Annotated in this window: 24 protein-coding genes and 1 tRNA gene; 9 read left to right on the forward strand and 16 right to left on the reverse strand. The window is 65.5% G+C overall.

Annotated elements, in window-relative coordinates:
* The first annotated feature begins 28 nt into the window (after positions 1-28).
* On the forward strand, positions 29-916 hold the full coding sequence (locus tag ACT6SE_RS16645) for an outer membrane protein assembly factor BamD (RefSeq protein WP_032960726.1): 888 nt from the start codon (positions 29-31) through the stop codon (positions 914-916).
* 199 nt (positions 917-1,115) lie between these two features.
* Entirely contained in the window at positions 1,116-2,318 is a 1,203-nt protein-coding gene (locus ACT6SE_RS16650) for a lipase family protein (protein ID WP_046432217.1), read from the forward strand.
* Positions 2,319-2,390: 72 nt separating this feature from the next.
* Here ACT6SE_RS16650 and ACT6SE_RS16655 read toward each other — a convergent pair whose 3' ends face one another.
* The 3 genes from ACT6SE_RS16655 to sucC all read right to left on the reverse strand — a co-directional run bounded on the left by ACT6SE_RS16655 (position 2,391) and on the right by sucC (position 6,272).
* Positions 2,391-4,025: an NAD+ synthase gene (locus tag ACT6SE_RS16655; RefSeq protein ID WP_014648197.1), complete on the reverse strand. Its 1,635-nt coding sequence runs from the start codon at positions 4,023-4,025 to the stop codon at positions 2,391-2,393.
* Between the two features lie 181 nt (positions 4,026-4,206).
* Positions 4,207-5,082 carry a succinate--CoA ligase subunit alpha gene (gene sucD / locus ACT6SE_RS16660; RefSeq protein WP_005410793.1) on the reverse strand — a complete coding sequence of 292 codons (876 nt, stop codon included), beginning with the start codon at positions 5,080-5,082 and terminating at the stop codon, positions 4,207-4,209.
* Positions 5,083-5,102: 20 nt separating this feature from the next.
* Positions 5,103-6,272 carry an ADP-forming succinate--CoA ligase subunit beta gene (gene sucC / locus ACT6SE_RS16665; RefSeq protein ID WP_004154430.1) on the reverse strand — a complete coding sequence of 390 codons (1,170 nt, stop codon included), beginning with the start codon at positions 6,270-6,272 and terminating at the stop codon, positions 5,103-5,105.
* 405 nt (positions 6,273-6,677) lie between these two features.
* Between sucC and ACT6SE_RS16670 the strand changes: the two genes are divergently transcribed.
* The 4 genes from ACT6SE_RS16670 (at position 6,678) to ACT6SE_RS16685 (ending at position 10,953) form a co-directional block, all read left to right on the forward strand.
* Positions 6,678-8,291 carry a sensor histidine kinase gene (locus ACT6SE_RS16670; protein ID WP_046432220.1) on the forward strand — a complete coding sequence of 538 codons (1,614 nt, stop codon included), beginning with the start codon at positions 6,678-6,680 and terminating at the stop codon, positions 8,289-8,291.
* A gap of 60 nt (positions 8,292-8,351) precedes the next feature.
* Positions 8,352-9,725, forward strand: a complete 1,374-nt coding sequence (locus ACT6SE_RS16675; RefSeq protein WP_046432223.1) for a sigma-54-dependent transcriptional regulator — start codon at positions 8,352-8,354, stop codon at positions 9,723-9,725.
* Positions 9,726-9,896: 171 nt separating this feature from the next.
* Positions 9,897-10,226 carry a hypothetical protein gene (locus ACT6SE_RS16680; protein ID WP_141098642.1) on the forward strand — a complete coding sequence of 110 codons (330 nt, stop codon included), beginning with the start codon at positions 9,897-9,899 and terminating at the stop codon, positions 10,224-10,226.
* A complete protein-coding gene (locus tag ACT6SE_RS16685; RefSeq protein WP_046432224.1) occupies positions 10,198-10,953 on the forward strand; it encodes a zeta toxin family protein in 756 nt (251 codons plus the stop codon). The genes ACT6SE_RS16680 and ACT6SE_RS16685 overlap by 29 nt, the downstream gene beginning before the upstream one ends.
* Positions 10,954-11,003: 50 nt before the next feature.
* On the opposite strand, the gene pilB is transcribed toward ACT6SE_RS16685, so the two are convergent.
* From pilB to ACT6SE_RS16700, 3 genes are all read right to left on the reverse strand, one after another.
* On the reverse strand, positions 11,004-12,734 hold the full coding sequence (pilB, locus tag ACT6SE_RS16690; protein WP_046432226.1) for a type IV-A pilus assembly ATPase PilB: 1,731 nt from the start codon (positions 12,732-12,734) through the stop codon (positions 11,004-11,006).
* 224 nt (positions 12,735-12,958) lie between these two features.
* Positions 12,959-13,366, reverse strand: coding sequence for a pilin (locus tag ACT6SE_RS16695; protein ID WP_046432228.1), 408 nt, complete (start codon positions 13,364-13,366; stop codon positions 12,959-12,961).
* Positions 13,367-13,443: 77 nt separating this feature from the next.
* Complete coding sequence (locus ACT6SE_RS16700; protein WP_046432229.1) at positions 13,444-13,857, reverse strand: pilin; 414 nt, start codon at positions 13,855-13,857, stop codon at positions 13,444-13,446.
* A 355-nt stretch (positions 13,858-14,212) separates the two neighbouring features.
* Between ACT6SE_RS16700 and ACT6SE_RS16705 the strand changes: the two genes are divergently transcribed.
* Genes ACT6SE_RS16705 through coaE form a run of 3 tightly spaced genes read left to right on the forward strand, consistent with a single transcriptional unit; the run spans position 14,213 to position 16,966 of the window.
* Entirely contained in the window at positions 14,213-15,472 is a 1,260-nt protein-coding gene (locus ACT6SE_RS16705) for a type II secretion system F family protein (protein ID WP_046432231.1), read from the forward strand.
* A 7-nt stretch (positions 15,473-15,479) separates the two neighbouring features.
* Entirely contained in the window at positions 15,480-16,343 is an 864-nt protein-coding gene (locus ACT6SE_RS16710) for a prepilin peptidase (RefSeq protein ID WP_444811032.1), read from the forward strand.
* An 11-nt stretch (positions 16,344-16,354) separates the two neighbouring features.
* Positions 16,355-16,966 (forward strand): dephospho-CoA kinase, encoded by a 612-nt coding sequence (gene coaE / locus ACT6SE_RS16715; RefSeq protein ID WP_046432233.1) that lies wholly within the window; start codon positions 16,355-16,357, stop codon positions 16,964-16,966.
* 173 nt (positions 16,967-17,139) lie between these two features.
* Here the strand turns inward: coaE and ACT6SE_RS16720 are convergent, their stop codons facing one another.
* The 10 genes from ACT6SE_RS16720 to ACT6SE_RS16765 all read right to left on the reverse strand — a co-directional run bounded on the left by ACT6SE_RS16720 (position 17,140) and on the right by ACT6SE_RS16765 (position 25,605).
* Positions 17,140-17,526 carry a hypothetical protein gene (locus ACT6SE_RS16720; protein WP_014648204.1) on the reverse strand — a complete coding sequence of 129 codons (387 nt, stop codon included), beginning with the start codon at positions 17,524-17,526 and terminating at the stop codon, positions 17,140-17,142.
* Between the two features lie 540 nt (positions 17,527-18,066).
* Positions 18,067-19,437, reverse strand: coding sequence for a sensor histidine kinase (locus ACT6SE_RS16725; RefSeq protein WP_032957212.1), 1,371 nt, complete (start codon positions 19,435-19,437; stop codon positions 18,067-18,069).
* Positions 19,400-20,077 (reverse strand): response regulator transcription factor, encoded by a 678-nt coding sequence (locus ACT6SE_RS16730; RefSeq protein ID WP_005410804.1) that lies wholly within the window; start codon positions 20,075-20,077, stop codon positions 19,400-19,402. The genes ACT6SE_RS16725 and ACT6SE_RS16730 overlap by 38 nt, the downstream gene beginning before the upstream one ends.
* Positions 20,078-20,239: 162 nt before the next feature.
* Positions 20,240-20,701, reverse strand: coding sequence for a hypothetical protein (locus tag ACT6SE_RS16735; protein ID WP_014648206.1), 462 nt, complete (start codon positions 20,699-20,701; stop codon positions 20,240-20,242).
* 115 nt (positions 20,702-20,816) lie between these two features.
* Positions 20,817-21,287 carry a hypothetical protein gene (locus ACT6SE_RS16740; protein ID WP_014648207.1) on the reverse strand — a complete coding sequence of 157 codons (471 nt, stop codon included), beginning with the start codon at positions 21,285-21,287 and terminating at the stop codon, positions 20,817-20,819.
* A gap of 95 nt (positions 21,288-21,382) precedes the next feature.
* Positions 21,383-21,862 (reverse strand): hypothetical protein, encoded by a 480-nt coding sequence (locus ACT6SE_RS16745; RefSeq protein ID WP_046432237.1) that lies wholly within the window; start codon positions 21,860-21,862, stop codon positions 21,383-21,385.
* A gap of 257 nt (positions 21,863-22,119) precedes the next feature.
* Positions 22,120-22,998 (reverse strand): 30S ribosomal protein S6--L-glutamate ligase, encoded by an 879-nt coding sequence (gene rimK, locus ACT6SE_RS16750; protein ID WP_005418651.1) that lies wholly within the window; start codon positions 22,996-22,998, stop codon positions 22,120-22,122.
* A 177-nt stretch (positions 22,999-23,175) separates the two neighbouring features.
* A complete protein-coding gene (locus ACT6SE_RS16755; protein WP_046432239.1) occupies positions 23,176-23,394 on the reverse strand; it encodes a hypothetical protein in 219 nt (72 codons plus the stop codon).
* Between the two features lie 123 nt (positions 23,395-23,517).
* Positions 23,518-23,591 (reverse strand) — tRNA-Gly (locus ACT6SE_RS16760).
* A 160-nt stretch (positions 23,592-23,751) separates the two neighbouring features.
* Positions 23,752-25,605, reverse strand: a complete 1,854-nt coding sequence (locus ACT6SE_RS16765; RefSeq protein WP_046432240.1) for an autotransporter domain-containing esterase — start codon at positions 25,603-25,605, stop codon at positions 23,752-23,754.
* Position 25,606: the final 1 nt, after the last annotated feature.

A 25,606-nucleotide genomic window follows, 5' to 3' on the forward strand; every position in this document is an offset into this window, starting at 1 on the left:
TATTCCAGCCGCGTCCCGCCTCGACCCCATGATCCGACGCTCCGCCATGCTCTCCGCGCCCGTCCGCCTCACCGCCCTGCTGCTGGTGCTGGTCATCGCCGCAACCGGCTGCCACCGCGGCGCCAAGAAGGGTGATCGCCCCGACGAAGGCGTGCCGGTCGAACAGCTGTACGAGAAAAGCCACAAGCTGATGCAGGGCGGCAACTGGAGCGGCGCCGAAGCCAGCTTCCGCCGCCTGGTGGCCCAGTATCCGTACGGCCCGTACACCGAGCAGGCGATGATCGAAACCGCCTACGCCCAGTACAAGGCCGGCAAGCACGATGACGCGGTGTCCAGCATCGACCGCTTCATCCGGACCTACCCGACGCACCGCAACATCGCCTACCTGTACTACCTGCGCGGCCTGGCCAATTCCAACCGCAGTACGGTTTTCCTGCGCCGCGTATGGTCGCTGGATGCCAGCCGCCGCGACCTGTCCACGCCGCACCAGGCGTACTCGGACTTCAACATCGTGGTTGATCGTTACCCGAACAGCCGCTACGCCGCCGATGCGCGCCAGCGCATGCTGGAGCTGCGTGACGTGTTCGCCCAGCACGAGCTGGACAACGCCCTGTACTACATGCGCCGCGGCGCCTGGGTCTCGGCCGTGGGCCGCGCCAACTACCTGCTGGAAACCTACCCGCAGAGCGCCTTCCAGTACGACGCCGTGGCCGTGCTGGCCGATTCCTACACCCACCTGGGCAACAAGACCCTGGCCGACGACGCCCGTCGCGTCCTGCAGCTGAACCAGCCGGATCACCCGTGGCTGGAAGGCAAGTGGCCGAAGTACCCGTGGATGATCCGCAAGCTGAACCCGTTCGCCGGCGAGAAGTCCGCCAGCACCGGCCAGCGCAACGCGCGACTGGAAAAGAAATAAGAGAGGGCCCCGAAAGGGGCCCTTCTTCTTTGTGGAGTCGAGCCACGCTCGACTGCTTTCCTCATCCGCCTCCCCGCGCCGGGGCCGGCACCTAGGAATGCTACGAATCCAGCGCGGATGCGACGCCGGTCGCAGCCCGCCTGGGCGAGGCGCTCCACACTGCGGCGCAACGGCCACACCGGCCATCACGGAGCGTCCCATGGCCCCACTGCGCTGCAGTTTCCGTCCCCTGTCCTGCCTCATCGCCACCGCCCTGCTGGCGCTATCCCCGCGCCCCCTGGCCGCTGCACCGGCCGCGCCGGGCGATCTGCTGTCTGCTGCCCCCTATCGCGCGTCATGGGTGCCGTCGAAGGCCGCGCAGGCCTACAAGCTGCACTACCGCACCCCGGACCACCGCGGCCAGCTGGCCGAAGGCACCGGCCTGCTGTACCTGCCCGCCGGCGCGGCGCCTGCGGGCGGGTGGCCGGTGGTGTCCTGGGCACATGGCACCCAAGGCATTGCGGATCGCTGTGCGCCCTCGGTCTCCGGCCCCACCCATGCCGAACGCGACGGACGCTTCCTGGACGTGTTCCTGGCCCAGGGCTATGCCGTCGCCGCCGCCGACTACCAGGGCCTGGGCAGCCCAGGCACTCATGCCTACCTGCACGTGCGTACCGCGGCGCGCAACGCCATCGACATGGTCAAGGCCAGCCGCCAGTACCTGGGTACGGCAACATTGTCGCCGCGCTGGGTCTCGGTCGGATATTCGCAGGGGGGCGCGGCCGCATTGACAGCAGGCCATCTGGCCGCCTCCCATGGCGGCCCATCCCTGCAGTACCGCGGCAGTTTCACCGCCGGAACGCCCACCGCAGTCGAACTGACCGCGCTGGTGATGAATCCCGGCAACCGCACCGCCAATCCTGGCGCACCCAACGCATATCACGCGTATCTGCTCGACGGCCTGCTGCAGGTCGCGCCTCAGATCGACCGCGTCCTCAGCGACGCAGGCCGTGCCCGTGTGGCAGTGGCCCGCGAGCAGTGCCTGAGCGAACTGACCGCCACGCTGGACGGCGCCGATACCGGCAGCATGTTTACTGCACCACTGACCAGCGTGCCGGGCATCTGGGCGGTGCTGCATGACTACCTGGGCGTACCGCGCCGCGGCTTCAGCCAGCCGCTGATGCTGGCCCATGGCAGCGAGGACCGCGACGTGCCCTATCTGACCACCCTGCTGTACGCCGCAGGCCTGGCCGTGCGAGGCGAGCCGGTCGCGTTCCGGCGCTACCCGGTCGATCATCGCGGCACGCTGGATGCGGCGGCGGCGGATGCCCTGGCGTTCGTGCGTGCACGACTGGAGGGCGACCACTTCAACGACGCTGCGGAGATCGCAGGCCTCGAACAACGGCTCGACGAAGCCCGGTAGATCCACGCCATGCCGGATACGCGCTATAGGGCGTTGCCGGCCAGCGGCCGGCATCACCTGCCAACCGCTGCCTCAGCCCTTGTAGCCGTTGCTGATCGGGTAACGACGCTCGCGACCGAACGCGCGGCGCGAGACCTTCGGCCCCGGCGCGGCCTGGTGCCGCTTCCACTCGCTGATGCGCACCAGCCGCAGCACGCGGTCAACCACGGCCGCATCGTAACCGGCGGCCACGATCTCCGTGCGCGACTGTTCCTGGTCGATGTAGCGGTACAGGATGCCGTCCAGCACGTCATAAGCCGGCAATGAATCCTGGTCCAGCTGGTTCTCGCGCAGCTCGGCCGACGGCGGGCGGCTGATCACCGCCGGCGGGATCACCGGCGCGCCGCCCACGGTATTGCGCCACTTGGACAGGCCGAACACTTCGGTCTTGTACAGGTCCTTCAGCGGCGCATAGCCACCGCACATGTCGCCGTAGATGGTGGCGTAGCCGACCGCATACTCGCTCTTGTTGCCGGTGGTCAGCAGCAGGCCACCGAACTTGTTGGCCAGCGCCATCAGGATCACGCCACGGCTGCGCGACTGCAGGTTCTCTTCGGTCACGTCCGGCGCGGTGCCCTCGAACATCGGCGCCAACGCTTCCATCAGGCCCTTGAACGCCGGCTCGATCGACACCGCCTCCAGCTTCACGCCCAGCGCCTGGCACTGCTCGGCCGCCAGGTCGTTGGACAGGCCCGCGGTGTAGCGCGACGGCAGGCGCACGGCGGTTACGTTCTCCGCGCCCATCGCGTCCACCGCCATGGCCAGCACGATCGCCGAGTCGATGCCGCCGGACAGGCCCAGCCACACTTTCTTGAAGCCGTTCTTGCGGCAGTAGTCCTGGATGCCACGGGTCACCGCGCGCCAGGCCAGCGCGTCCATGCTCTCGTCGCCGTCGTCCATCCACACGTGCGGCATGAAGCGGCGGCTGGCGCCGTCGTACTCCACCACCAGCCACTGGTCGACGAAGGCAGCAGCGGCCGGGTGCACCGTGCCATCACCGTCGGCCACCACCGAGGCGCCATCGAACACCAGCGCGTCCTGGCCGCCAACCACGTTGAGGTAAGCGATCGCCGCCCCGCTCTCGCGGGTACGTGCAGCCAGCACGGCGTCGCGCTGGGCATGCTTGCCACGCTCGTACGGCGAAGCATTCGGCACCACCACCAGCTGCGCACCGGCGCGCATGGTGTCGGCCAGCGGCTCGGCAAACCACAGGTCCTCGCAGATCAGCAGGCCAACCGGAATACCGTTGACCTCGAACACGCAGCTGCCGCCATCCGGATCGACATCGAAGTAGCGGCGCTCGTCGAACACGGCGTAGTTGGGCAGCTCACGCTTGCGGTAGGTCTGCTCGACCAGGCCGTCACGCAGCACGCTGGCGGCGTTGTAGACCACCGCGCCAGCCGCCTGCGGCCAGCCGACCACGGCGGTGATGCCGCGGCAGGCGGCAGCGATGCGGGCCATCGCCTGCTCGCACTCGTACAGGAAGCCCGGGCGCAGCAGCAGGTCTTCCGGCGGGTAGCCGCTCACCGCCAGCTCGGGGAACATCACCAGCTCGGCGCCGTACTCGTCGCGCGCCTGGCCGATCATCTCGATGATGCGCTCGGTGTTGCCGGCGACATCGCCGACCGGGAAGTCGAACTGCGCCATCGCGATGCGGATCGAAGCCATGGGATTCCAGCCTGTGGTTGCAATGCCGCCATTGTAACGCCGGGGTCAGATCCCTTTTGCACAGCAAAAGGGATCTGACCCCACGCCAGACGCAGAAAGGCCGCCCGGAGGCGGCCTTTCTGTGTTCAAGCAGCCGGCCAGCGGCCGGCTCTACAGCATCGTCTGCCGGAGGCAGTCGATCTTATTTCACCAGCTTGGCGATGGCAGCGCCCAGGTCGCCCGGCGAGCGGACGGTGACAACACCGGCAGCTTCCATGGCGGCGAACTTGCCTTCGGCAGTGCCCTTGCCGCCCGAGGCGATCGCACCGGCGTGGCCCATGCGCTTGCCGGCCGGAGCCGACGCACCGGCGATGAAACCGACGACCGGCTTCTTCACGTGGTTCTTGATGTACTCGGCGCCGGCTTCCTCGGCGTCGCCGCCGATTTCGCCAACCATGATGATGCCTTCAGTCTGCGGGTCTTCGTTGAACAGCTTCAGGCAGTCGACGAAGTTCAGGCCGTTGATCGGGTCACCACCGATGCCGATGCAGGTGGACTGGCCCAGGCCGACTTCGGTGGTCTGCTTGACCGCTTCATAGGTCAGGGTGCCCGAACGCGACACGATACCGATCTTGCCCGGCTGGTGGATGTGGCCCGGCATGATGCCGATCTTGCACTCGCCCGGGGTGATGACGCCCGGGCAGTTCGGCCCGATCAGCACGGTGTCCGGATGCGAACGGGTCAGCACGTTCTTGACGCGCAGCATGTCCAGCACCGGGATGCCTTCGGTGATGCAGACGATGACCTTGATGCCGGCAGCTGCGGCTTCCAGGATCGCGTCGGCCGCGTACGGCGGCGGCACGTAGATGACCGAAGCGTTGGCGCCGGTGCTCTGCACTGCGTCGGCAACGGTGTTGAAGACCGGCAGATCGATGTGGGTGGTGCCACCCTTGCCCGGGGTCACGCCGCCAACAACCTGGGTGCCGTACTCGATCATCTGAGTGGCGTGGAAGGTGCCCTGCTGGCCGGTGAAGCCCTGCACGATCACCTTGGTGTTCTTGTTAATCAAAACAGACATGGGAATTCCTTGGTGTCGAATCAGGCAGCGTTCTTGACAGCTTCAACGATCTTCTTGGCGCCATCGTTGATGTTGTCAGCCGGGATGATGGCCATGCCGCTGTCGCGCAGCAGCTGCTTGCCTTCTTCCACGTTGGTGCCTTCCAGGCGCACCACGACCGGAACCTTGACGCCCACTTCCTTCACGGCGGCGATGATGCCTTCGGCAATCATGTCGCAGCGGACGATGCCGCCGAAAATGTTGACGAAGATGCCTTCGACCTTGTCCGAGGACAGGATCAGCTTGAACGCTTCGATGACGCGCTGCTTGTTGGCACCGCCGCCCACGTCCAGGAAGTTCGCCGGCTCGCCGCCGTTGAGCTTGATGACGTCCATGGTGGCCATGGCCAGGCCGGCGCCGTTCACCATGCAGCCGATGTTGCCGTCCATGGTGACGTAGTTGATGTCCAGCTCCGAAGCGATCACTTCGGTCGGATCTTCTTGGGTCTTGTCGCGCATGGCGACCAGGGCCTTCTGGCGGAACGCGGCGTTGTCGTCGCTGTCGAACTTGCCGTCCAGCGCGTACAGGTTGCCGTCGTCCAGGATGGCCAGCGGGTTGATTTCAACCAGGGCCAGGTCCTTTTCGTTGAACAGGCGGTACAGGTTCACCATGATGCTGGCGAACTGGCCGGCCTGCTTGGCAGTCAGGCCCAGCTTGAAGCCGAAATCACGGCCGTGGTAACCCTGCACGCCTTCGACGAAATCGACGTTCAGCGAGTGGATCAGCTCCGGGGTTTCAGCAGCAACCTGCTCGATTTCCACGCCGCCTTCCGAAGAGGCGATGTAGGTGATGGTCTTGGTGCCACGGTCGACCAGCACCGACAGGTACAGTTCCTTGACGATCTCGCCGGCGGTGGTCACCAGCACCAGGTTGACCGGCAGTTCAACGCCTGCGGTCTGGTAGGTGGCCATCTTGGTGCCGAGCATCTTGGCCGCAGCGGCCTTCACGTCGTCGGTGGTCTTGCAGAACTTGACGCCGCCAGCCTTGCCGCGGCCGCCAGCGTGGATCTGCGCCTTGACCATCCAGGGGCCCTGGCCCAGGGAGTTGGCAGCGGCAACCGCTTCGTCCGGGGTCGCAGCGACCTTGCCGGCCGGGACCGGGATGCCGTACTCGGCAAGCAGTTGTTTTGACTGGTATTCGTGGAAATTCATGCGTCACCGTGGGAATAGGAACGACCGCACGCAATTCCTCAGGGCCCCGGCGGGGCGCCGGCATGGACCGCGGCGGGCCCACTATTGTGGCCGAGCCGGCGCCGGGGCGCAAAGAAGTCTGTACAAAACGCCAGACGCGGCCAGATTTCCGCCGTCATTCAGGCAGTTGCGCCCGGCGGCCCACTGGCCACCGGTATCCATCCCGGGCCAAATGCGCGATCCGGGCGGCTCCGGCGGCGCCCTGCCTGGGGCCCTATACTGGCCGACCAAGGTGTGTAGAGTCGGGCTTGCCCTGCTGCTTCCACCGCAGGCTACATCGAAGCGACGTGCCCGCCCGGCCTCAGGGGACGCCGGGCAGGCCCGCCGCAGCGTCCAGACCCAGGCAGCCAGAAGGGGAGTTCCGGCGTGTCACCCAGTGCTTCATTGATCGACCGCATCGAATCGATTCCGCGGCGTGAGCTGTATTTCTTCGCGCTGTACCGGGTGCTGATCGCCTCGGTCATCGCCGCCCTGCTCTACAGCCCGCTGTCGGCCATGGTCGGCGAAGCGCACCACCCGCGGCTGGCCGACACCGTCGCCGCCATCTACCTGGTGCTGTCCCTGCTGGCCCTGGTGATCGGCCGCAACGAACGCTGGCTGCGCCCGATCGTGGTCAGCGGCGTGCTGGTGGACATCGTCGCCGCCACCCTGCTGTCACATGCCCTGCCCGGTGCCAGCGCCGGCATCTCGATGTCGCTGCTGTTCAACATCGCCGCCGCCGCCACCCTGCTCCCGCTCAGCCTGGGGCTGGGCCTGGCCCTGGCCGCCAGCCTCGCCACCGGCGTGGAGTACACCTGGAAGCTGCTGGAAGGCGGCGATCCCACCCGTACCCTGGCCGAACTGGCCATGTTCGCCACCAGCTACCTGGCACTGGCCTTCATCAGTTACCAGGTCGGCAGCCGCGCGCGCCGCAACCAGCAGCTGGCCAACCAGCGCGGCGATGAAGTGGCCAACCTGTTCCAGATCAACGAGCTGATCATCCGCCGCATGCGTACCGGCGTGCTGGTGGTCGACGCCGACAACCGCGTCACCCTGGCCAACGAGGCGGCCTCGATGCTGCTCGGTGACAGTGATGGCAGCGGCGAAAGCGGCCGCCTGGACCTGGCCAGCGCCGCCCCGGAACTCGCCCGTCGCCTGCAGCGCTGGCGCAATGGCTGGGCGCAGGACGAACTGCCGCTGCAGCTCAACCCCGACCAGCCCGAAGTGCAGCCGCGCTTTGCCCGCCTGCTGGCCGGCAGCGACCTGGCCCTGGTGTTCCTGGACGACTCCAGCGTGGTCTCGCGCCGCGCCGAATCGCTCACCCTGTCGGCGATGGGCCGCTTCTCGGCCAGCCTCGCCCACGAGATCCGCAACCCACTGGCCGCGATCAACTACGCGGTGCAGCTGCTGGAAGAAGGCACCGGCTTCAACGAAAGCGACCGCCGCCTGCTGCAGATCATCCGCCAGCAGTGCCAGCGCACCAACGGCATCGTCGAAAGCGTGCTGGGCCTGGCCCGGCGCGAGCGCGCCACGCCGGAGAACATCGACCTGGCCGCCTTCGTGCGCCGCTTCGTGCTGGAGTACAAGCAGGGCCAGACGCTGGAGACCGACAGCATCGAGCCGATCATCAACGACACCTCGGTGCTGGCCCAGGTCGACACCAAGCACCTCTACCAGGTGCTGACCGTACTGGTGCACAACGCGCTCAAATATGGCCGCATCGGCCAGCAGCCGGCGCGGGTGCGCCTGCGCGTGGCGCAGCACGAGCGCAGTGCGGTCATCGACGTGATGGACCGTGGCCCCGGTATTCCCGAGAGTGTGGCCGCACAGTTGTTCCGACCGTTCTTCACCACGTCCGAGCATGGCACCGGGCTGGGCCTGTATATCGCCCGCGAGCTGTGCCGGGCCAACCAGGCGCGGCTGGACTACATCCCGGTTCCCGCTGGAGGCTCCTGCTTCCGCCTGGTGCTGCCCGGCCCGCATACGCTGTTGCCCACCTGATCTCGATTCTGTGCGTCAAACATTTGTCGCTTCCAGCCCCCTCGTTTATCTTTCACGCCCATGAACGAAACCCGCAGCGCCCTCGTCGTCGACGACGAACGCGACATCCGCGAACTGCTGGTACTGACGCTCGGCCGCATGGGGCTGCGCATCAGTACGGCAGCCAACCTTGCCGAAGCGCGCGAACTGCTGGCCAGCAATCCGTACGACCTGTGCATCACCGACATGCGCCTGCCGGACGGCAATGGCATCGAGCTGGTCAGCGAGATCGCGCAGCACTACCCGCGCACGCCAGTGGCGATGATCACCGCCTTCGGCAGCATGGACCTGGCCGTGGAAGCGCTGAAGGCCGGCGCCTTCGACTTCGTCAGCAAACCGGTGGATATCGCCGTGCTGCGCGGCCTGGTCAAGCACGCGCTGGAACTGAACAACACCGAGCGCCCTGCGCCCGGCCCCGCCGCCGAACAGGGCGCACGCCTGCTCGGCGATTCGCCGGCCATGGACGTGCTGCGCGCCACCATCGGCAAGGTCGCGCGCAGCCAGGCGCCGGTCTACATCCTCGGCGAATCCGGCGTGGGCAAGGAGCTGGTCGCACGCACCATCCACGCCCAGGGCGCCCGCGCGGCCGGCCCGTTCGTGCCGGTCAACTGCGGCGCCATTCCCGGCGAGCTGATGGAAAGCGAATTCTTCGGCCACCGCAAGGGCAGCTTCAGCGGCGCCCACGCCGACAAGCCCGGGCTGTTCCAGGCCGCGCATGGCGGCACCCTGTTCCTCGACGAAGTGGCCGAGCTGCCGCTGCAGATGCAGGTGAAGCTGCTGCGCGCGATCCAGGAAAAATCAGTGCGCGCGGTGGGCGCGGCTACCGAGGAGCCGGTGGACGTGCGCATCCTCTCGGCCACCCACAAGGACCTGGCCGAGCTGGTCGAGGACGGGCGCTTCCGCCACGACCTCTACTACCGCATCAACGTGATCGAACTGAGGGTGCCGCCGCTGCGCGAGCGTCGCCAGGACCTGCCGGAACTGGCCGCATCGGTACTGGCACGGCTGGCCCGCAGCCATGGCCGCCCGACGCCGTTGCTGGCGCCGTCGGCGCTGGACGCACTGGCCCAGTACGCCTTCCCCGGCAACGTGCGCGAACTGGAGAACATCCTGGAACGCGCGCTGGCCCTGGCCGAAGAAGACCGCATCGGCGCCGACGACCTGCGCCTGCCGCAGCATGCCCCGCGCACGCCCGGCAGCGCAGCACACGCCGAGGCCGTGGTGGACCTGCAGCCGGGCAGCGCCGCCCTGCCCTCGTACATCGAACAGCTCGAGCGCAGCGCCATCCAGCGCGCGCTGGAAGAGAACCGCTGGAACAAGACCCGCACCGCCGCGCAGCTGGGCATCACCTTCCGCGCGCTGCGCTACAAGCTGAAGAAGCTGGGGATGGAGTAAGGACAGGGTCGGATCCCTTCCGAAGGAAAGGGCATCAGATGGTCCAACAAACTGAATAAGTAAATGGACGCAACATCCATTGATCAGGCTACCTTGTTGTCGCCCGAATGATCTGATAGCGTCCGCTCCATGTCCCGGAAATCGCCCCCGCAGCCATACAGGCAAACGCTTGTGGTCGCCGACCGCGTTGCCGTCGCCCGTCAGAAGCCAGGTACCAAGAAGGCCACGGACAACTGGCGCCAGATTCAGTTCGGCTCAGTACTCATCAATAGTCCAGCGCTAGACGCCAAGGCTGGGCGGCAAGGCCGTGCGGAAAGCCAGCGCGCGCTACAAGCACTTGGCCAGGCACTAGGCCGCCCTGGCGTCACACTCAAGGAAGCGCGAGGCGTTCCTTACTACAGTGCAGACCCACAGCATCCTGGCGTGATCATCCGCCGCCTCGATGGAAAGATAGCCCAAGGACGGTTTATCAATGGCAAGTTCAAGGAAAACGCCGCCTGACCTGGCGACTGCATTCGGCCGTATAGAACAGGCAAGGGCAGAAACTAATCGCCCGCTTGCGGTCATTCTTGCCGGCCACAATGGGTCTGGTAAATCGACATTGTGGTATGAACACTTGGCCGATTCGTTGCAGATTCCTCTGATCAATGCTGATCGCATGATGCTGTCCATCCTGCCAGATGCGAACAAGCAGGCGCTCCCACAATGGGCGGTGCAACTACGAGACGAAAATGACGCATGGATGAAGGTCGCACAGCAAGGAGTCCAGGCTTTCGTCGGCCACGCGATGACGGCAAACGTTCCCTTTGCGTTTGAGACGGTGTTCTCGCACTGGCAGCCTCGTGGCGACGGTACGTTTGAATCAAAGATTGATCAAATCCAACAACTGCAGGAGGCGGGCTACTTCGTCATTCTGGTTTTTGTTGGGTTGGCCAATGATCAACTTTCCATCGCACGGGTTCTAACACGTGTTGCCAGCGGCGGACACAACGTCCAGCCGGGAAAGCTGACCTCGCGCTTTCCTCGAACGCAAAGGGCCATTGCGGCTGCAGCGGGCGTGGCTGATGCCTGCATTCTGACCGACAACAGCCTGAACGAAGAAGAAGCGTTCACGGTATGTCGGATACAACTCGGCAATATCGAAATTTTCGACTGCCGTACGGACGATCATGCAGTGGCCAAGCCCATCCTTGAATGGATGAACATTGTCAGTCCGATCGCCGCGTGACTATGGAAAGAGCCCCACCCAGCGGAGCTCTACAATGATCACTCTCCGCCTCAATCTTTCGTAACGCGGTTGATCTCGGCCAAGCTCGTGACGCCAGCAGCCGCCTTCTTCAACGCCGACTGGCGCAGATCGTTCACCCCGATCTGCTGTGCGGCCTCGGCAATCTGCAACGCATTGCCACCGGCCAGCACGATCGTGGCGATCTCGTCGGTCATCGGCATCACCTGGTAGATACCGGTGCGGCCCTTGTACCCCTCGGTGCACTCGTCACAGCCGACCGCCTCGTACAGCTCGATACCCGCATCCAGCTGCGCCTGGGTAAAGCCCTCGGCCAGCAACGCATGTTCGGGCAGGTTGGCCGGGCGCTTGCAGTTGTTGCACAACCGGCGCGCCAGGCGCTGGGCGATCACCAGCGTCACCGAGCTGGTGATGTTGTACGGCGCGATGCCCATGTTCATCAGGCGCGCGATGGTCTGCGGTGCATCGTTGGTGTGCAGCGTGGACAGCACCATGTGGCCGGTCTGCGCCGCCTTGATCGCGATCTCGGCCGTCTCCAGGTCGCGGATTTCGCCGACCATGATGATGTCCGGATCCTGTCGCAGGAACGAGCGCAGTGCCGCGGCGAAGGTCATGCCGCGCTTGTTGTTCTGCTGCACCTGGTTGACGCCGGGCAGGCGGATTTCCACCGGGTCTTCGGCGGTGGAGATGTTGCGCGTCTCGTCGTTGAGGATGCCCAGCGCGGTATACAGCGACACCGTCTTGCCCGAACCGGTCGGGCCGGTCACCAGCACCATGCCGTAGGGCTTGTGGATGGCGTCCAGGAACAGCTTCTGCTGGTCCGGCTCGTAACCCAGCTTGTCGATGCCCAGCTTGGCCGCGCTGCCGTCCAGGATACGCAGCACCACCTTCTCGCCGAACAGGGTCGGCAGCGTGCTCACGCGGAAGTCGATCTGCTTGGTCTTGGACAGGTTGAGCTTGATGCGTCCGTCCTGCGGCACGCGCTTCTCGGCGATGTCCAGCTGCGCCATCACCTTCAGGCGCGCGGCGATGCGCTGGTTCAGCTTCACCGGCGCGCGCGCGACCATCTTCAGCAGGCCATCGATGCGCAGGCGCACGCGATAGTCGTCTTCATAGGGCTCGAAGTGGATGTCCGAGGCGCCCTTGCGGATCGCGTCCACCAGTACCTTGTTGACGAACTTCACCACCGGGGTGTCATCACCCTTGGCATCGATGCCGGAGTCGCCACCGGCGCCGAGATCCTCGTCTCCGGCCGCAACATCCAGGTTGCCCATGCCATCGTCGTCACCGCCCAGCGCGTCGCCCAGCGTGTCATGGCTGGCATGCCACTGCTCGAGCGTGCGGCGGATCTGGTCTTCATCCACCAGGATCGGCTCCACCACCAGATTGGTGTGGAACTTGATCTCGTCCAGCGAATGGGTCGGATTGCTGGTACCAACGAACAGCTTGCCGCCGCGCCTGAACAGCGGCAGCACGTTGTGCTTGCGCAGCAGCTCCTCGCTGACCAGGCTCATCGCGTTCTGGCTGGCGTCGAACGTGGACACGTCGAACAGCGGCATGCCGAACTCGACCGCGTTGGCCGCCGCCAACTGGGCCGCCCCGACCACCTTGTTCTGCGCGAACCAGGTCGGCAGCGGCTGCCGGGCCGCAGCGGCCTTGGCCATGGCGTCGCGGGCGGAAGCCTCGTCCAGCGCACCATCCTGGACCAGGCGACGGGCCAGGCCGGTGATGCCGACGAGATTGGCGGTGGTTACGGCGTTCATATGGATCCTTGGCTCATCATGGGTCAGGCAGTGCGGCGCGCCTTCCAGAGGCACCGCACAGGGCAGCAGAACCTGCCGCGACCCGATGGCCGACGACGACGCCAATCCTTCAGCATGACTGCCTCGCCCGGCACTCCCAGCCCGGCAGGCACGATCCTGACTCCCCCGGGGATGATAGCCCCGTCAACGGCCCGCCAACATCCCATTGGCAGGCCGAAGTGTGATCAACAGCCGGTTGGGCGATAGCGCGCTTCGAAGGCGCTGCCGTCGCAGGTCCAGGTGCCGTCGGCTGCGCGGCGAAGGATGAGATCTTTGCCTTGCACTGCTCCACCGCCAGCGACGGTACAACTGATGGTGCCGACACCCGCTCCGCTGAGTTCCGCAGATACCGACGAACACCGCACGGTCTCCTTCAATCCAATGTATTTGGCCGTCACAAGATCCGAATCTCGGTTCTCCTGAGCAATTGCTTCCATGGTTGTCTTGCCAGGCCGAATATCTGACAGCGCCGCCGCAAGCTGCGACTTGGCAACGTAGATCTGATACATCGGCAACGCAATGGCGGCGAGAATCGCGATGATCGCAACAACAATCATCAATTCGATCAACGTAAAACCGTGCGCTTTTTTCATGGAGCCCCCCAAAGCTCTCATTAGGTCCCGACAAAATAAAAAAGGCCCCGCTTTCGCGGGGCCCTCTTCTCGTCTCATTAGACGCCGGTGCAACCCGTCGGTGCGTACTTCTTCACAACGGTGGTCGCGCAGCTCCAAGTACCGTCAGCTGCCGCGCGCGACAGGGTGATGGTCTTGTTGGCGACCTGCGAGTTACCTGCCAGGGTGCAAGCGATGCTGGCTTCGCCAGTCGAAGCGGTGCCCTTGACATCCAGCTTGGTGCAGCGGGTCGAAACCTTGAGGCCGATATCCGCAGCAGTCGTCACGTCCTTGCCTTCATTCATCGCCACTTCGGTCGCCGACTTGCCACCGGTGACTTCAGCCAGACCCGCAGCGGTCTGCGACTTGGCCACGTAGTCCTGGTACATCGGCAGGGCGATGGCGGCCAGGATGGCGATGATCGCAACAACGATCATCAGTTCGATAAGGGTGAAGCCCTTCTGGTTCTTCATTTGGTACATCCCCAAGATAAGTGGTGGTTGATTTCAGAAGTCAGGATCGGTCTGACCAGCGGCCAGCTGAGCGGGTCCTGCCCCCTGCGGGTGGATCAACGCAGGTTGCGTGCCAACCCCGGCACGCCTCCCCCTGGATTTCCCCGCGCCCATGATGGCAGCTATTTCACGGATGGGAACCCCCCGGATGCGAATCTGCGATGGACGCGGCAATGTGACGCAGTGCGTCACCTTTGGCCGGCAACCGGCACGAATTCGCATCATGGGCCCCTTGGCAACTGCCCAGACGGGCATGAACCCGCTACCATCGACGGCTAGACGCCCGCCTGGGGATGGCGGGTCTTGGGGAGCCGATATGTCTGTCAGTCGCAGTGCGATCAAGAAGGAGCCCGTGGTGCGCAGCACCACGGAACTGCAGCCGTTTGTCTGGGAGGGGACCGACAAGCGGGGCGTGAAGATGAAAGGGGAGCAGGCCGCGAAGAACGCGAACCTGCTGCGGGCTGAACTACGCCGCCAGGGCATAAATCCCGGCGTGGTCAAACCCAAGCCCAAGCCGCTGTTTGGCGCGGCCGGGAGCAAGATCACACCCAAGGAAATCGCTTTCTTCAGCCGGCAGATGGCCACCATGATGAAGTCAGGCGTACCCATTGTGGGGTCGCTGGACATCATCGCGAACGGGCACAAGAACCCGCGCATGAAGAAGATGGTGGATGGCCTGCGCACCGACATCGAGGGCGGCTCGTCGCTCTATGAGGCTGTCAGCAAGTACCCGGTACAGTTCGACGAGCTCTATCGCAACCTGGTGCGGGCTGGTGAAGGCGCCGGCGTGTTGGAAACCGTGCTGGACACTGTTGCCAACTATAAAGAGAACATCGAGGCCCTGAAGGGCAAGATCAAGAAGGCGATGTTCTACCCGGCCATGGTGCTGGCAGTGGCCCTGCTGGTCAGTGGCATTTTGCTGGTCTGGGTGGTGCCGCAGTTCGAGGACGTGTTCAAGGGCTTCGGCGCGGACCTGCCGGCCTTCACCCAGATGATCGTGAACATGTCTCGATTCATGGTCTCGTGGTGGTGGCTGATCCTGCTGGTCATCATCGGCTCGGTCGTAGGCTTCATCGCGGCCTACAAGCGCTCGCCGAAACTTCAGCACAGCATTGACCGGCTGGTACTGAAGCTGCCGGTCATCGGGCAGATCATGCACAACAGCTCGATCGCACGCTTTGCGCGTACCACTGCGGTGACTTTCAAGGCCGGTGTGCCACTTGTGGAAGCACTGAGCATCGTGGCCGGCGCCACCGGCAATACAGTTTACGAGCATGCCGTATTGCGCATGCGCGACGACGTGTCTGTCGGTTACCCGGTCAACATGGCCATGAAGCAGACCGCCCTGTTCCCGCACATGGTCATCCAGATGACCGGCATCGGCGAAGAGGCGGGCGCCCTGGACGCCATGCTGTTCAAGGTGGCCGAGTACTATGAGCAGGAGGTCAACAACGCCGTTGACGCCCTGAGCAGCCTGCTGGAACCGATCATCATGGTGATCATTGGTACCATCGTAGGCGGCATGGTCATCGGCATGTACCTGCCGATCTTCAAGCTCGCTTCCGTCGTCGGATAATCACTACATGGCATTTCTAGACCAGCATCCCGGCCTCGGCTACCCCGCCGCGGCCGCCCTGGGGCTGCTGCTGGGCAGTTTCCTCAACGTCGTCATCCTGCGCCTGCCCAAGCGGCTGGAGTGGCAGTGGAAGCGCGATGCGCGCGAGGTCCTGGAAGAACCGGACTTCTACAAGCCCCCGCCACCGGGGATCGTGGTCGAGCCCTCGCACTGCCCGCACTGCAAGCACAAGCTGAGCTGGTACGAGAACATCCCGCTGTTCAGCTGGATCATCCAGGGCGGCAAGTGCCGCCACTGCAAGGCGCCGATCTCGCTGCAGTACCCGCTGGTCGAGGCCCTGACCTCGGTATTGGTGCTGGCCTGCGTCTGGCAGTTCGGCTTCGGCTGGCAGGGCTTCGGCGCCATCGTGCTGACCTGCTTTCTGATCGCCTTGTCCGGCATCGACCTGCGCACCCAGCTGCTGCCCGACCAGTTGACCCTGCCACTGATGTGGCTGGGCCTGATAGGCAACATCGACAACCTGTACATGCCGGCCAAGCCTGCATTGGTCGGCGCGGCGGTGGGCTATCTGTCGCTGTGGATGGTCTGGTGGCTGTTCAAGCAGCTGACCGGCAAGGAAGGCATGGGCCACGGCGATTTCAAGCTGTTGGCCGCGCTCGGCGCCTGGTGCGGGTTGAAGGGCATCCTGCCGATCATCCTGCTGTCGTCGGTGCTGGGCGCCATCATCGGCTCGATCTGGCTGTACACCCGGGGCCGTGACCGCGCCACGCCGATCCCGTTCGGCCCCTACCTGGCCATCGCGGGCTGGCTGTACTTCATGTGGGGCGCGCCCGTGGTGGAGCAGTACCTGGTGTTGAGCGGACTGCGCTGAGGGGAATCCCCATGAGCCGCTATGTGGTTGGCCTGACCGGCGGCATTGCCGCCGGCAAGAGCGAGGTGACCCGGCGCTTCGAGGCGCTGGGCATCATGGTGGCCGACGCCGATCTGGCCGCCCGCGCGGTGGTTGCCGCCGGTAGCCCGGCCCTGGACCGTATCGCCGAGCGCTTCGGCGCCGGCATGCTGCAGGCGGATGGCAGCCTGGACCGGGCGCGCCTGCGGGCCCACGTATTCGCCGACCCGGCCGAACGGGCGGCACTGGAAACGATCACCCACCCGGCCATCCGCCTGCTGATGCAACAGCAGTGCGAGCAGGCCGCCAGCCCCTATGCGATTGCCGCCATTCCGTTGCTGACCGAGGTCGGTGGGCGGCAGGCCTACCCGTGGTTGGACCGGGTATTGCTGGTGGATGCGCCCGAAGCCGTGCAGCACGCCCGGCTGATGCAGCGCGACGGCATCGACGCCGCGCTGGCCGACAAGATGATCGCCGCCCAGGCCAGCCGCGCGCAGCGGTTGGCACTGGCCGATGATGTAGTGGTCAACGATGGTCACCCGGAAGAGCTGCAGGCGCAGGTGGAAGCGCTGCATGAGCGGTATCTGGGGCTGGCTGGGGGTTGAGGCTTGGTTGCCGGCCAGCGGCCGGCACTACCGAAGCGCATCCGCGCATGGCGGCGATTTACCCTGCACCAGCGTGGAACTGCTGTAGAGCCGAGCCCACGCTCGGCTGCGATCATCAAGCCGAGCATGGGCTCGGCTCTACAAAGCGTTCTGCATTCACGCGTGGCGTGGACCTACTCCAGCTGCAGGCGGGCGTAGCGGGCCAGTTCGCGGGCGCCGAGCAGCAGGCCGTCGACGACATCCGGGCTCAGCTGCTGGTGGGCACCGCCCTGTTCGCGGGCGGCTTCGGCGGCGTGCAGCACCTGCATGAGTGCATTCAAGCCGGCCAGGGTGCGGCTGAGACCGGCCATGGTGGCCGCTTGGGCAGGGCTGAGGCCCTGCGCTTCCAGTCGCCGGCCGTCGGCGGCATCGCGACCGTCCATGCGGGCCAGCAGCGCGGGCAGCAGATCCTTGGGATCATCGAGCAGGGTTTCGACACGCTCGGCCACGTCGGCCGGCAGCAGGTCAGCGGCTTCGCCGATCAGTGCGTACAGTTGGGGGAACACGGGGCGTGCGGACATGGTGAATCTCCTCGCAGACGACGAGCCACCTGCGGATGCGAGGTGGCGGACGGTGCGGGTTGGCGTACCGGAGACCCAACAACTCAAGCGCGAGGAAAAAGACTCCAGCGGATTCTGATGAATCCCCACGCACCATCCGCCGAAACGAGGCAGGCGATGCATTTTCCATGATGAGCCGCAGCCCACCCGGAGCGCTTGAGTTGAAGGTTTTTTTTCAGGACGCCAATCCCGGCCAGGGCACCTGCCCCGGCCGCCCCATCTGGCCATCACGCAGCACTGTGATCTGTAAGGAAATTCTCAAGCCGCTGTTGGGTGTACGAATGCGTGCATGCGGACACGCGCGCTACGTGGCAACGGTCACGGTGATGTCGTGTTGGGCTTCTGGCCCATCCTTCCTGCGAGGGGAATTCGGTGGCACAAGCGACAGAGGGCGCGACACGAACCCGCTGTGGAGCCGAGCCTATGCTCGGCTTCGGGAAGCCACGGCAGCCGAGCGCAGGCTCGGCTCTACAAGTGGAGCACCCACCCAAGCAGGGGCCCTTACAACGGCTTCGGCGAGAACGTCAGCGTGGCGATCACGCCGCGCTCGCCACCGGGGCGCACGCTGACCTGCCAGCCGTACAGATCGCACAGGCGGCTGACGATCGACAGGCCGATGCCACCGCCCTGCGAATGGCCGGCATGGGTGCCGCGATAGCCGCGCTGGAACAGCTTGGCGGCGTCTTCTTCGCTCAGGCCCGGGCCGCTGTCAGTCACCGACACTGAATTGCTGCCGACAAAGACGCGCACTTCGCCATCCTGCGAGTACTTCACCGCGTTGCCGATCAGGTTGCCCAGCGCCACCGACAAGGCCGCCTCCGGCGCATCGATCACCAGGTTGCGCTCGCCTTCCAGCGCCAGCTCCAGCGGCTTGCCACCCAGCTGGGCGCGGTGGGCGTCCAGCAGCTGTTCGGCCACGCGCGCGACGTTGCTGGTGCCCTGCCCGCGCTCGTTGCGCGACAGCAGCAGCAGCGCGCCGATCAGGTCGCTGCACTGCTGTTCGGCGCGTTGGATGCGCTGTAGCCGCTGCAGCACCTTCTCATCCAGGCCGGGCCGGGTCAGCAGCAGTTCGGTGGCGCCACGGATCACCGCCAGCGGCGTGCGCAGTTCGTGGCTGACGTCGGCATTGAACTCGCGGTCGCGCTGCACCACTTCGGTCAGTCGCGACGAATAATCATCCAGCGCCTGCGCCAGCTGCCCCACTTCGTCGTCGGGGAAACGCGGCGCCAGCGGCTCGGGATCACTGGTGCCGCCGCGATAGGCACGCAGCCGCGCGGCCAGGTCCGAAACCGGCTTCATCACCTTCGATGCCGACCACCAGCCCAGCACCAGCGACAACAGGCTGAACACCAGCACCGACAGCACCAGCGCGCGGTTGAGCTGCTGCCCACCGCGCACGCTGTCGGTCATGTCATAGGCCAGGAACGCCCAGGCGTCGGGCGTCTTGCGCACGGCCAGCTTGTAGGAATAGCGCTGGCCGCGCTCGTCCACGCCGCCCATGTTGTACAGGCCATCCTTGAACTCATACCAGTCCGGCTCTTCCTCGCGCAGCGCGTCAAACTTGTCAGGCTTGATCAGGCGCGCACGCATCTGCTGCACGGGCAGGTCGGGGTTGCGATCCGGGCTCTCGTAGAACCGCCGCACGTACTCGTTGATGTTGCGGTTCATCACGTCTTCCACCAGCTGGTTTTCCACGCGCATGCGGGCCCAGTTGGTGGCAAACGCGAACAGTGTCGTCAGGCAGAAGCCCAACAACACGAACGAGACGATGATGCGGCTGCGCAGGCGCCGCCGATACGGCGAACGCCGGCGCTCCCCCTTGGTTGCCACGGAATCAGGCTTCCGGGGTGGCGATGCGGTATCCGATGCCATGGCGGGTCTGGATCAGCGGCACTTCAAACGGCTTGTCGACCACCGCACGCAGGCCGTGGATGTGGACACGCAGCGAATCCGAGTCGGGCAGCTCCTCGCCCCACACGCGGGTTTCCAGCTCCTGGCGGGTAACCACGGCCGGCGCGGCCTCCATCAGGGCCTGCAGGATCTTCAGCGCGGTCGGGTTGAGTTGCAGCAGCTTGCCCTGGCGGCGCACTTCCAGCGTGTCCAGGTTGTATTCCAGGTCGCCGGTTTCCAGCACGCGGGTCTGCACGCCCTTGCCGCGGCGCGACAGCGCGTTCAAGCGCACTTCCACTTCCTGCAGCGCGAACGGCTTGATCAGGTAGTCATCGGCGCCGGAATCGAAACCGGCCAGCTTGTTGTCCAGCGAGTCGCGGGCGGTCAGCATCAGCACCGGGGTCTGCTTGCGCGCTTCGTTGCGCAGCTTGCGGCACACTTCGATGCCATCCATGCCCGGCAGGTTCAGGTCCAGAACGATGGCGTCGAACTCGTGGACCACGGCCAGGTGCAGGCCGGTCACGCCGTCGGCGGCGAAGTCCACGGTGTGGCCACGATCCTCAAGGTAGTCGCCAAGGTTGGCGGCGATGTCGCTGTTGTCTTCGATTACGAGAATGCGCACTGGGACCTCTGGTTCTTGAAGGGTCGTCGGGGGGCCAGGCCCACCCGCTCAGGATGCCCCTGCGTGGGTGGACGCGACGTCTACCTGCTGAACGATACAGGTTCCATTCTTAACATTTCGTACCGAAGGGCCGACACCGACAAAAGCCCCCTCGGCGAGCGGTCAGCGGCTGATGCGCTGCTGGTCGGTCAGCGCCCGGCGGCTGTCTTCCTGGGCCTTGCGACGCTGGGCCACGGTCAGGCAGACGCTGGTCGGCATGTTGCTGCCGGTAAGGCGCTCGCGGCGGCAGATCATGCGGCTGTCGGCCTGGGCGCGGGTCATGATGGTGTTGACGATCTCCTGCTCGTTGAACAGGTCGTTGCGCTCCTGCGGGGCCAGCTCATCCACCTTCTCCCGGCCATTCATCTTGATCCGGATCCGGTTCAGAGCCTGCTGCACGCGACTCTTGTCCTCCAGCCCGATCTCGCTGTAGTCCTCGCTGCCCATGGCCGTTTCAACGCGGCGGATCTGCTCGGACACCGGGGTGAAGGCATCCATCTGCACGGTGTCCTTCTGCGCCTTGGCCTGCACGGTGGCTACCAGGCCGAGCGACAGCATCAGGGCAAGTGTCGTGTTGCGGTACATGACGAGCTCCATGTTCGTCCATGAATAGGGTCTCGACTTTACGATTCCGCCGATGCGCCCACAAGGGACGCACGGCAGGGTGACCGATGGCGGCATGCGATCGGTCCGGCAGCGATCAGGGCTTGTAGTTGTTGAAGCGCTGATTGTCGTTGAGCGCCTTGCGGCTGTCTTCCTGCGCCTTGCGGCGCTGGGCTACGGTCAGGCAGACACTCTGCGGCATGTTGCTGCCGGTGGTGCGTTCACGACGGCAGACCATGCGGCTGTCGGCGTGGGCGCGGGTCATGATCGTGTTGATCACTTCCTGGTCGTTGAAGATCTCGGTGCGGTCCTGCGGACTGACCTGCTCCACGCGTTCGTGGTCGCCCATCTTGATCTTGATGCGGCCCAGCGCCTGCTGCACGCGGCTTTTGTCTTCCAGCCCGATCTCGCTGTAGTCCTCGCTGTTGATCGCCGTCTCAACGTTGCGGATCTGTTCGGCCACCGGTGCGTTGGCGTCGAACTTCACCTGCCCTTTCTCGGGCTTGGCGTGGGCGGTGGTGGCCAGGGCCAGGCCCAGCATCAGGGCGAAGGGGGTCATGCGCTGCATCGTTACCTCCAGGTTCTTCCATGAGTGGAACATCGATCCTGCGGTGCCACCGATGCGTCGTCACAGCACACTCGATGGGCCGAAGGGCGGTGCGGTCAACGCCCGGCGGGCGGTGGGCTGAGCGTGTTGTAGCTGCGCTGGTCGTTGATCAGCGCCTTGCCTTTCTCTTCGATCCGGCGCCGTTCGGCCACGGTCAGGCAGCGGCTCTTGGGCATGTTGCTGCCGGTGGTGCTTTCGTACCTGCAGATCTGCCGGCTGTCTTCATGGCCACGCGCCAACAGGGTGTTGATGCGTTCCTGCTCGTTGAAGACCTCGGCCTGCAGCTGCGGCGGCAGCTCCTGCACGGTCTGGCGTTCGCCCATGTGCTGGCGGATACGCGACAGCGACTGCTGCACCTGGCCGCGATCCTCGGCGGACAGTTCGGCATAGTCGGGGGCGGCCAGGGCGGTTTCCACCTGACGCATCTGCTCGGCGACCGAGCCCTGCCGGTCCATCTGTACAGCCACTTTCTCCGGCTTGGCGGCAACAGCGCCAGACAGGCCCAGCAGCAACGCGATCATCATGATGCGGTACATCGCCAACCTCCCGATCCATCCCGGAACGAAGGGCCAACTCTACGACCGTCACGCGGCCTCCACAAGAGACCTTGGGCATGGGGCCGACAGGCATAAAAAAGGCCCAGACGGTGCACCCGCCTGGGCCTGAAGTCGTATCCCGATACCGATCCTGCTGAGAGGCAGAGCTGCGGTTCGCTGAAGCCTACGCCGGATCCGATTAAAGCCTCGTTAAAGGCCCGGATCATTTGCCGTGAGAATCATAACCCCATGGATAATCAGGGTTTTTTGATCTTCTCTACGTGCTCGATGATGCGTGTCGCCACGTCGACCCCGCAGGCCGCTTCGATGCCTTCCAGCCCGGGCGTGGAGTTGACCTCCAGCACCAGCGGGCCGCGCGCGGAACGGATCAGGTCCACGCCGCAGACCGACAGGCCCAGCGCCTTCGCCGAACGCACCGCCACCTGCTGCTCGGCACGGCTGGCCTTGGCCGCCACGGCGGTACCCCCGGCGTGCAGGTTGGAGCGGAAGTCGCCCTCCGGTGCCTGCCGCTGCATCGACGCCACCACCTGGTCGCCCACCACGAAGCAGCGCAGGTCGGCCCCCTTGGCCTCGCCGATGAATTCCTGCATCAGGAAGTTGGCGTACAGGCCGCGCAGCGCTTCGACGATGCCGCGCGAGGCACTGGCCTTCTCGGTCAGGATCACGCCGCGCCCCTGGGTGCCTTCATTGAGCTTCACCACGTGCGGCGGCGGGCCCAGCATGGACAGCAGGTCGACGGTGTCGTCGGGGTTGTCGCCGAACACGGTGACCGGCATGTCGATGCCCTTGGCCGCCAGCAGCTGGTGCGCGCGCAGCTTGTCGCGCGAACGCAGGATGGCGTCGGACGGATTGGGCGTGCGCGCGCCCATCAGCTCGAACTGGCGCAGCACTGCGGTGCCGTAGCGGGTGATCGAGGCACCGATGCGCGGAATGACCATGTCCACGCCGGTCATTGGCCGGCCCTTGTAGTGCATGGAAAAGCCATCGGCGGCGATGCGCATGTAGCAGCGCAACGGGTCCAGGATGCGCACGGTGTGGCCGCGCGCGCGCGCCGCCTCGACCAGCCGACGGGTGGAATACAGGGAGCTGTTGCGGGACAGGATGGCGAGCTTCATCGCGGTGGGATCGGTCGGCAGGCGCGAAGCATAGCGCGGGCGTGTGGCGGGTGGATGATGCCTGGCCCGTGCCGCCTGCGCCGGTAGTGGCCGGCTCCTGCGGCGACGATTCCGGCGAAAGAGTAACCGTCGCCGGATACACCACAGGCCCGCATCACCATGCGGGCTGGTTCCGCTTCAGAACCCGCGCGCGGATTCACCCAGCGCTGCGATGCAGGCCATCTGCGTGACCGATCCGGCCGAGGTCCCCTCATAGATCTGCCACAGAAGCTGCGCGGCCTTCGGCCCACCGGCGCGACCCAGTGCGCGCACTGCGGCCAGCTGGCGGGAGGTGCCGGCACCGGAGTTCTTGTAGATCTCATGAAGGCTGCCGACGACGTCGTCCTTCGTTTCCATGCGCTGCTTCCGTGTAGGAAATGCGGCAACGCTAACCGGGCGCGTATGGGCGTGGATATGAAACTAATCAGAAATGAAGAAGGCCGCTGATGAGCGGCCTTCTGTCTACGCGCGTGGCGCGATTGGAGCGGGCGATGGGAATCGAACCCACGTCAGTAGCTTGGGAAGCTACAGCTCTACCATTGAGCTACGCCCGCAGTGCGCGGTGAAAGTCTATGCGGTTGGGCCAGTGTTGCGCAATGGCAGCATGCCGCAATGGGGTCAGAGCCGTTTCCTGGCGGAAACGGATCCGACCCCCGGCGCAACAGGTCAGAGCCCTTTCCTTGCGGAAAGGGATCCGACCCCAGCGGGTGCTGCTTAGAACGTGCCGCTGAAGTTGGCGAACAGGGTGGCGTCCTGCGCGCGCTTCTGGCCGGTCGACGCGCTCAGGCCGAAGTTGCTCTGCAGGCCGAACAGTTCGGTGCGGGCACCCAGCACGACGGTGGCGTAGTTCTTGTCGAACTTCAGGCCCGGCACGCGGTAGCTGCCCAGTTCCGGCAGGGTCTGCAGCCAGGCGCTGGCCTGCTTGGTGTCCTCGAACTCGTGATCGTAGGTCACCTGCGCGTACGGCTTGACGGCGCCGCCATCGAAACGGGCCTGCCAGCCGAGGCGGCCGACGGTCGAATCGACGTTCTGGCGGTCATAGCCCAGTGCGGTGGCCAGGGTGCCGGCCGCGGCGCTTTCGGTGTAGCCGTCGATCTTCACCTTCTGCCAGATCACCGAGGCGATCGGGCCGTGGCGGAAGCCGCCTTCGGTGCCGAACTCGTAACCGGCGTTCAGGGCGGCGGTCAGGTTGCTGCCGTCCGGCGAACCACCATGCTCACGGGTGGCCGGGCCCAGCTGGACCTTGCGGTTCACGTCATAGGACAGCCAGGTGTAGCTGACCTGGCCGTTCACCCAGATGCGGTCGCCATACCAGCCGGCGAACAGACCGGCGGTGGTGTCCTTCTGGGTGAAGTCGCCACGGCTGTTGCCGAAGTCGGCGCTGAGGCGGCCGAAGCCGGCGAAACCGCCGAACACCATGCCGTCGCGGGCCCAGTCGATACCGAACAGGCCGGCCGGGGCCAGGCCGTCGTACAGGTCTGCGTGGTCGTAGCGCTGCAGGTCACCGCGCACGCCGCCCCACCAGGACAGGCCGTCAGCCGGACGACCACCCAGGTGCATGCTGACCTGGTCGGCACGCGAGCGGCCGATGGTCTGTGCCGAGTGGCTCAGCACCTGCTGCAGGCGCGGGCCTTCCAGCACCGAGACCGCGTACTGACCCAGCAGCTGATGACCCGCGGTGGTCGGGTGCACGCCATCGGCGAACAGGTAGGTGTTGGCCGCATCCGGGCTGACGTAGCTGGTCGGGTTGCAGGTCAGGATGCTCTGCGTCGAGTTGGCCGGATCGATCTTGCAGGCGGTGCTGGTGACGTTGGTGAAGCCGTACATGCCCGGGTTGGCGGTCACTTCACGCAGGATGCTGAAGGTGTCGAGCGGAATGAACTCGATGCCCGCCTGCTTCAGACCACCGTACAGGGCCTTGTTGTAACCGGCCGACAGTGCAGTGGCGGCGGCGGCGTTGGGGCCACGGAACTGCGGAGTGATGCCCACGTCCGGCAGATTCGGCACGAGCACGTACTGGGCACCGGCCTGCTTCAGGGCGCCCACCAGCGCGATCTGGTCGGTGACCGCGGCGCCGATGATGCCCTGCACCTGGGCCTGCGAGGCACCACCGGCCGCTGCGCGCGTGGCCGCGAACAGATCATTGGCACCGCCCCATACGGTGTACAGGGCATTGGCGTCGGCCTTGCCACCATTCGCAGCAAGGTAACGGGTCGCCTGCGACTTCAGCGACGGAATGGCTCCGAGGCCACCCGCTTCGTCGGCCGATACACGGGCGCCGCCGACGGCGTAGTTGTCACCGTTCTGGCCATTGCCGTTGGGCGTGCCGTTGAGGCCGTAGTAGTTGGCGACCTGCTGCGCCCACACCCAACCCGGGTTGGTGGTGAACTGGCCGGTCACCGGACGCACATCGGCCGGCAGCAGCGGGCGGAAATAGCCAGCGTCGGTCAGGCTGTCACCGAAGAACACGGCCTTGGAATAGGGGGATTCGCCTGCCATGGCCGGAAGCGCGGCCAGCGCGATCGCGGCCGCCATCAGGGAGCGGATCGGGCGTTTGCTGAGCAGCATG

The sequence above is a fragment of the Stenotrophomonas sp. LC732 genome, assembly GCF_052446685.1.
GTDB lineage: Bacteria > Pseudomonadota > Gammaproteobacteria > Xanthomonadales > Xanthomonadaceae > Stenotrophomonas > Stenotrophomonas muris.

Coding starts and splice junctions, on each gene's coding strand:
- ACT6SE_RS16645 (WP_032960726.1), top strand. CDS start 29: ATGATCCGACGCTCCGCCATGCTCTCCGCGCCCGTCCGCCTCACCGCC.
- ACT6SE_RS16650 (WP_046432217.1), top strand. CDS start 1,116: ATGGCCCCACTGCGCTGCAGTTTCCGTCCCCTGTCCTGCCTCATCGCC.
- ACT6SE_RS16655 (WP_014648197.1), bottom strand. CDS start 4,025: ATGGCTTCGATCCGCATCGCGATGGCGCAGTTCGACTTCCCGGTCGGC.
- sucD (WP_005410793.1), bottom strand. CDS start 5,082: ATGTCTGTTTTGATTAACAAGAACACCAAGGTGATCGTGCAGGGCTTC.
- sucC (WP_004154430.1), bottom strand. CDS start 6,272: ATGAATTTCCACGAATACCAGTCAAAACAACTGCTTGCCGAGTACGGC.
- ACT6SE_RS16675 (WP_046432223.1), top strand. CDS start 8,352: ATGAACGAAACCCGCAGCGCCCTCGTCGTCGACGACGAACGCGACATC.
- ACT6SE_RS16685 (WP_046432224.1), top strand. CDS start 10,198: ATGGCAAGTTCAAGGAAAACGCCGCCTGACCTGGCGACTGCATTCGGC.
- pilB (WP_046432226.1), bottom strand. CDS start 12,734: ATGAACGCCGTAACCACCGCCAATCTCGTCGGCATCACCGGCCTGGCC.
- ACT6SE_RS16695 (WP_046432228.1), bottom strand. CDS start 13,366: ATGAAAAAAGCGCACGGTTTTACGTTGATCGAATTGATGATTGTTGTT.
- ACT6SE_RS16700 (WP_046432229.1), bottom strand. CDS start 13,857: ATGAAGAACCAGAAGGGCTTCACCCTTATCGAACTGATGATCGTTGTT.
- ACT6SE_RS16705 (WP_046432231.1), top strand. CDS start 14,213: ATGTCTGTCAGTCGCAGTGCGATCAAGAAGGAGCCCGTGGTGCGCAGC.
- ACT6SE_RS16710 (WP_444811032.1), top strand. CDS start 15,480: ATGGCATTTCTAGACCAGCATCCCGGCCTCGGCTACCCCGCCGCGGCC.
- coaE (WP_046432233.1), top strand. CDS start 16,355: ATGAGCCGCTATGTGGTTGGCCTGACCGGCGGCATTGCCGCCGGCAAG.
- ACT6SE_RS16720 (WP_014648204.1), bottom strand. CDS start 17,526: ATGTCCGCACGCCCCGTGTTCCCCCAACTGTACGCACTGATCGGCGAA.
- ACT6SE_RS16725 (WP_032957212.1), bottom strand. CDS start 19,437: ATGGCATCGGATACCGCATCGCCACCCCGGAAGCCTGATTCCGTGGCA.
- ACT6SE_RS16735 (WP_014648206.1), bottom strand. CDS start 20,701: ATGTACCGCAACACGACACTTGCCCTGATGCTGTCGCTCGGCCTGGTA.
- ACT6SE_RS16740 (WP_014648207.1), bottom strand. CDS start 21,287: ATGCAGCGCATGACCCCCTTCGCCCTGATGCTGGGCCTGGCCCTGGCC.
- ACT6SE_RS16745 (WP_046432237.1), bottom strand. CDS start 21,862: ATGTACCGCATCATGATGATCGCGTTGCTGCTGGGCCTGTCTGGCGCT.
- rimK (WP_005418651.1), bottom strand. CDS start 22,998: ATGAAGCTCGCCATCCTGTCCCGCAACAGCTCCCTGTATTCCACCCGT.
- ACT6SE_RS16755 (WP_046432239.1), bottom strand. CDS start 23,394: ATGGAAACGAAGGACGACGTCGTCGGCAGCCTTCATGAGATCTACAAG.
- ACT6SE_RS16765 (WP_046432240.1), bottom strand. CDS start 25,605: ATGCTGCTCAGCAAACGCCCGATCCGCTCCCTGATGGCGGCCGCGATC.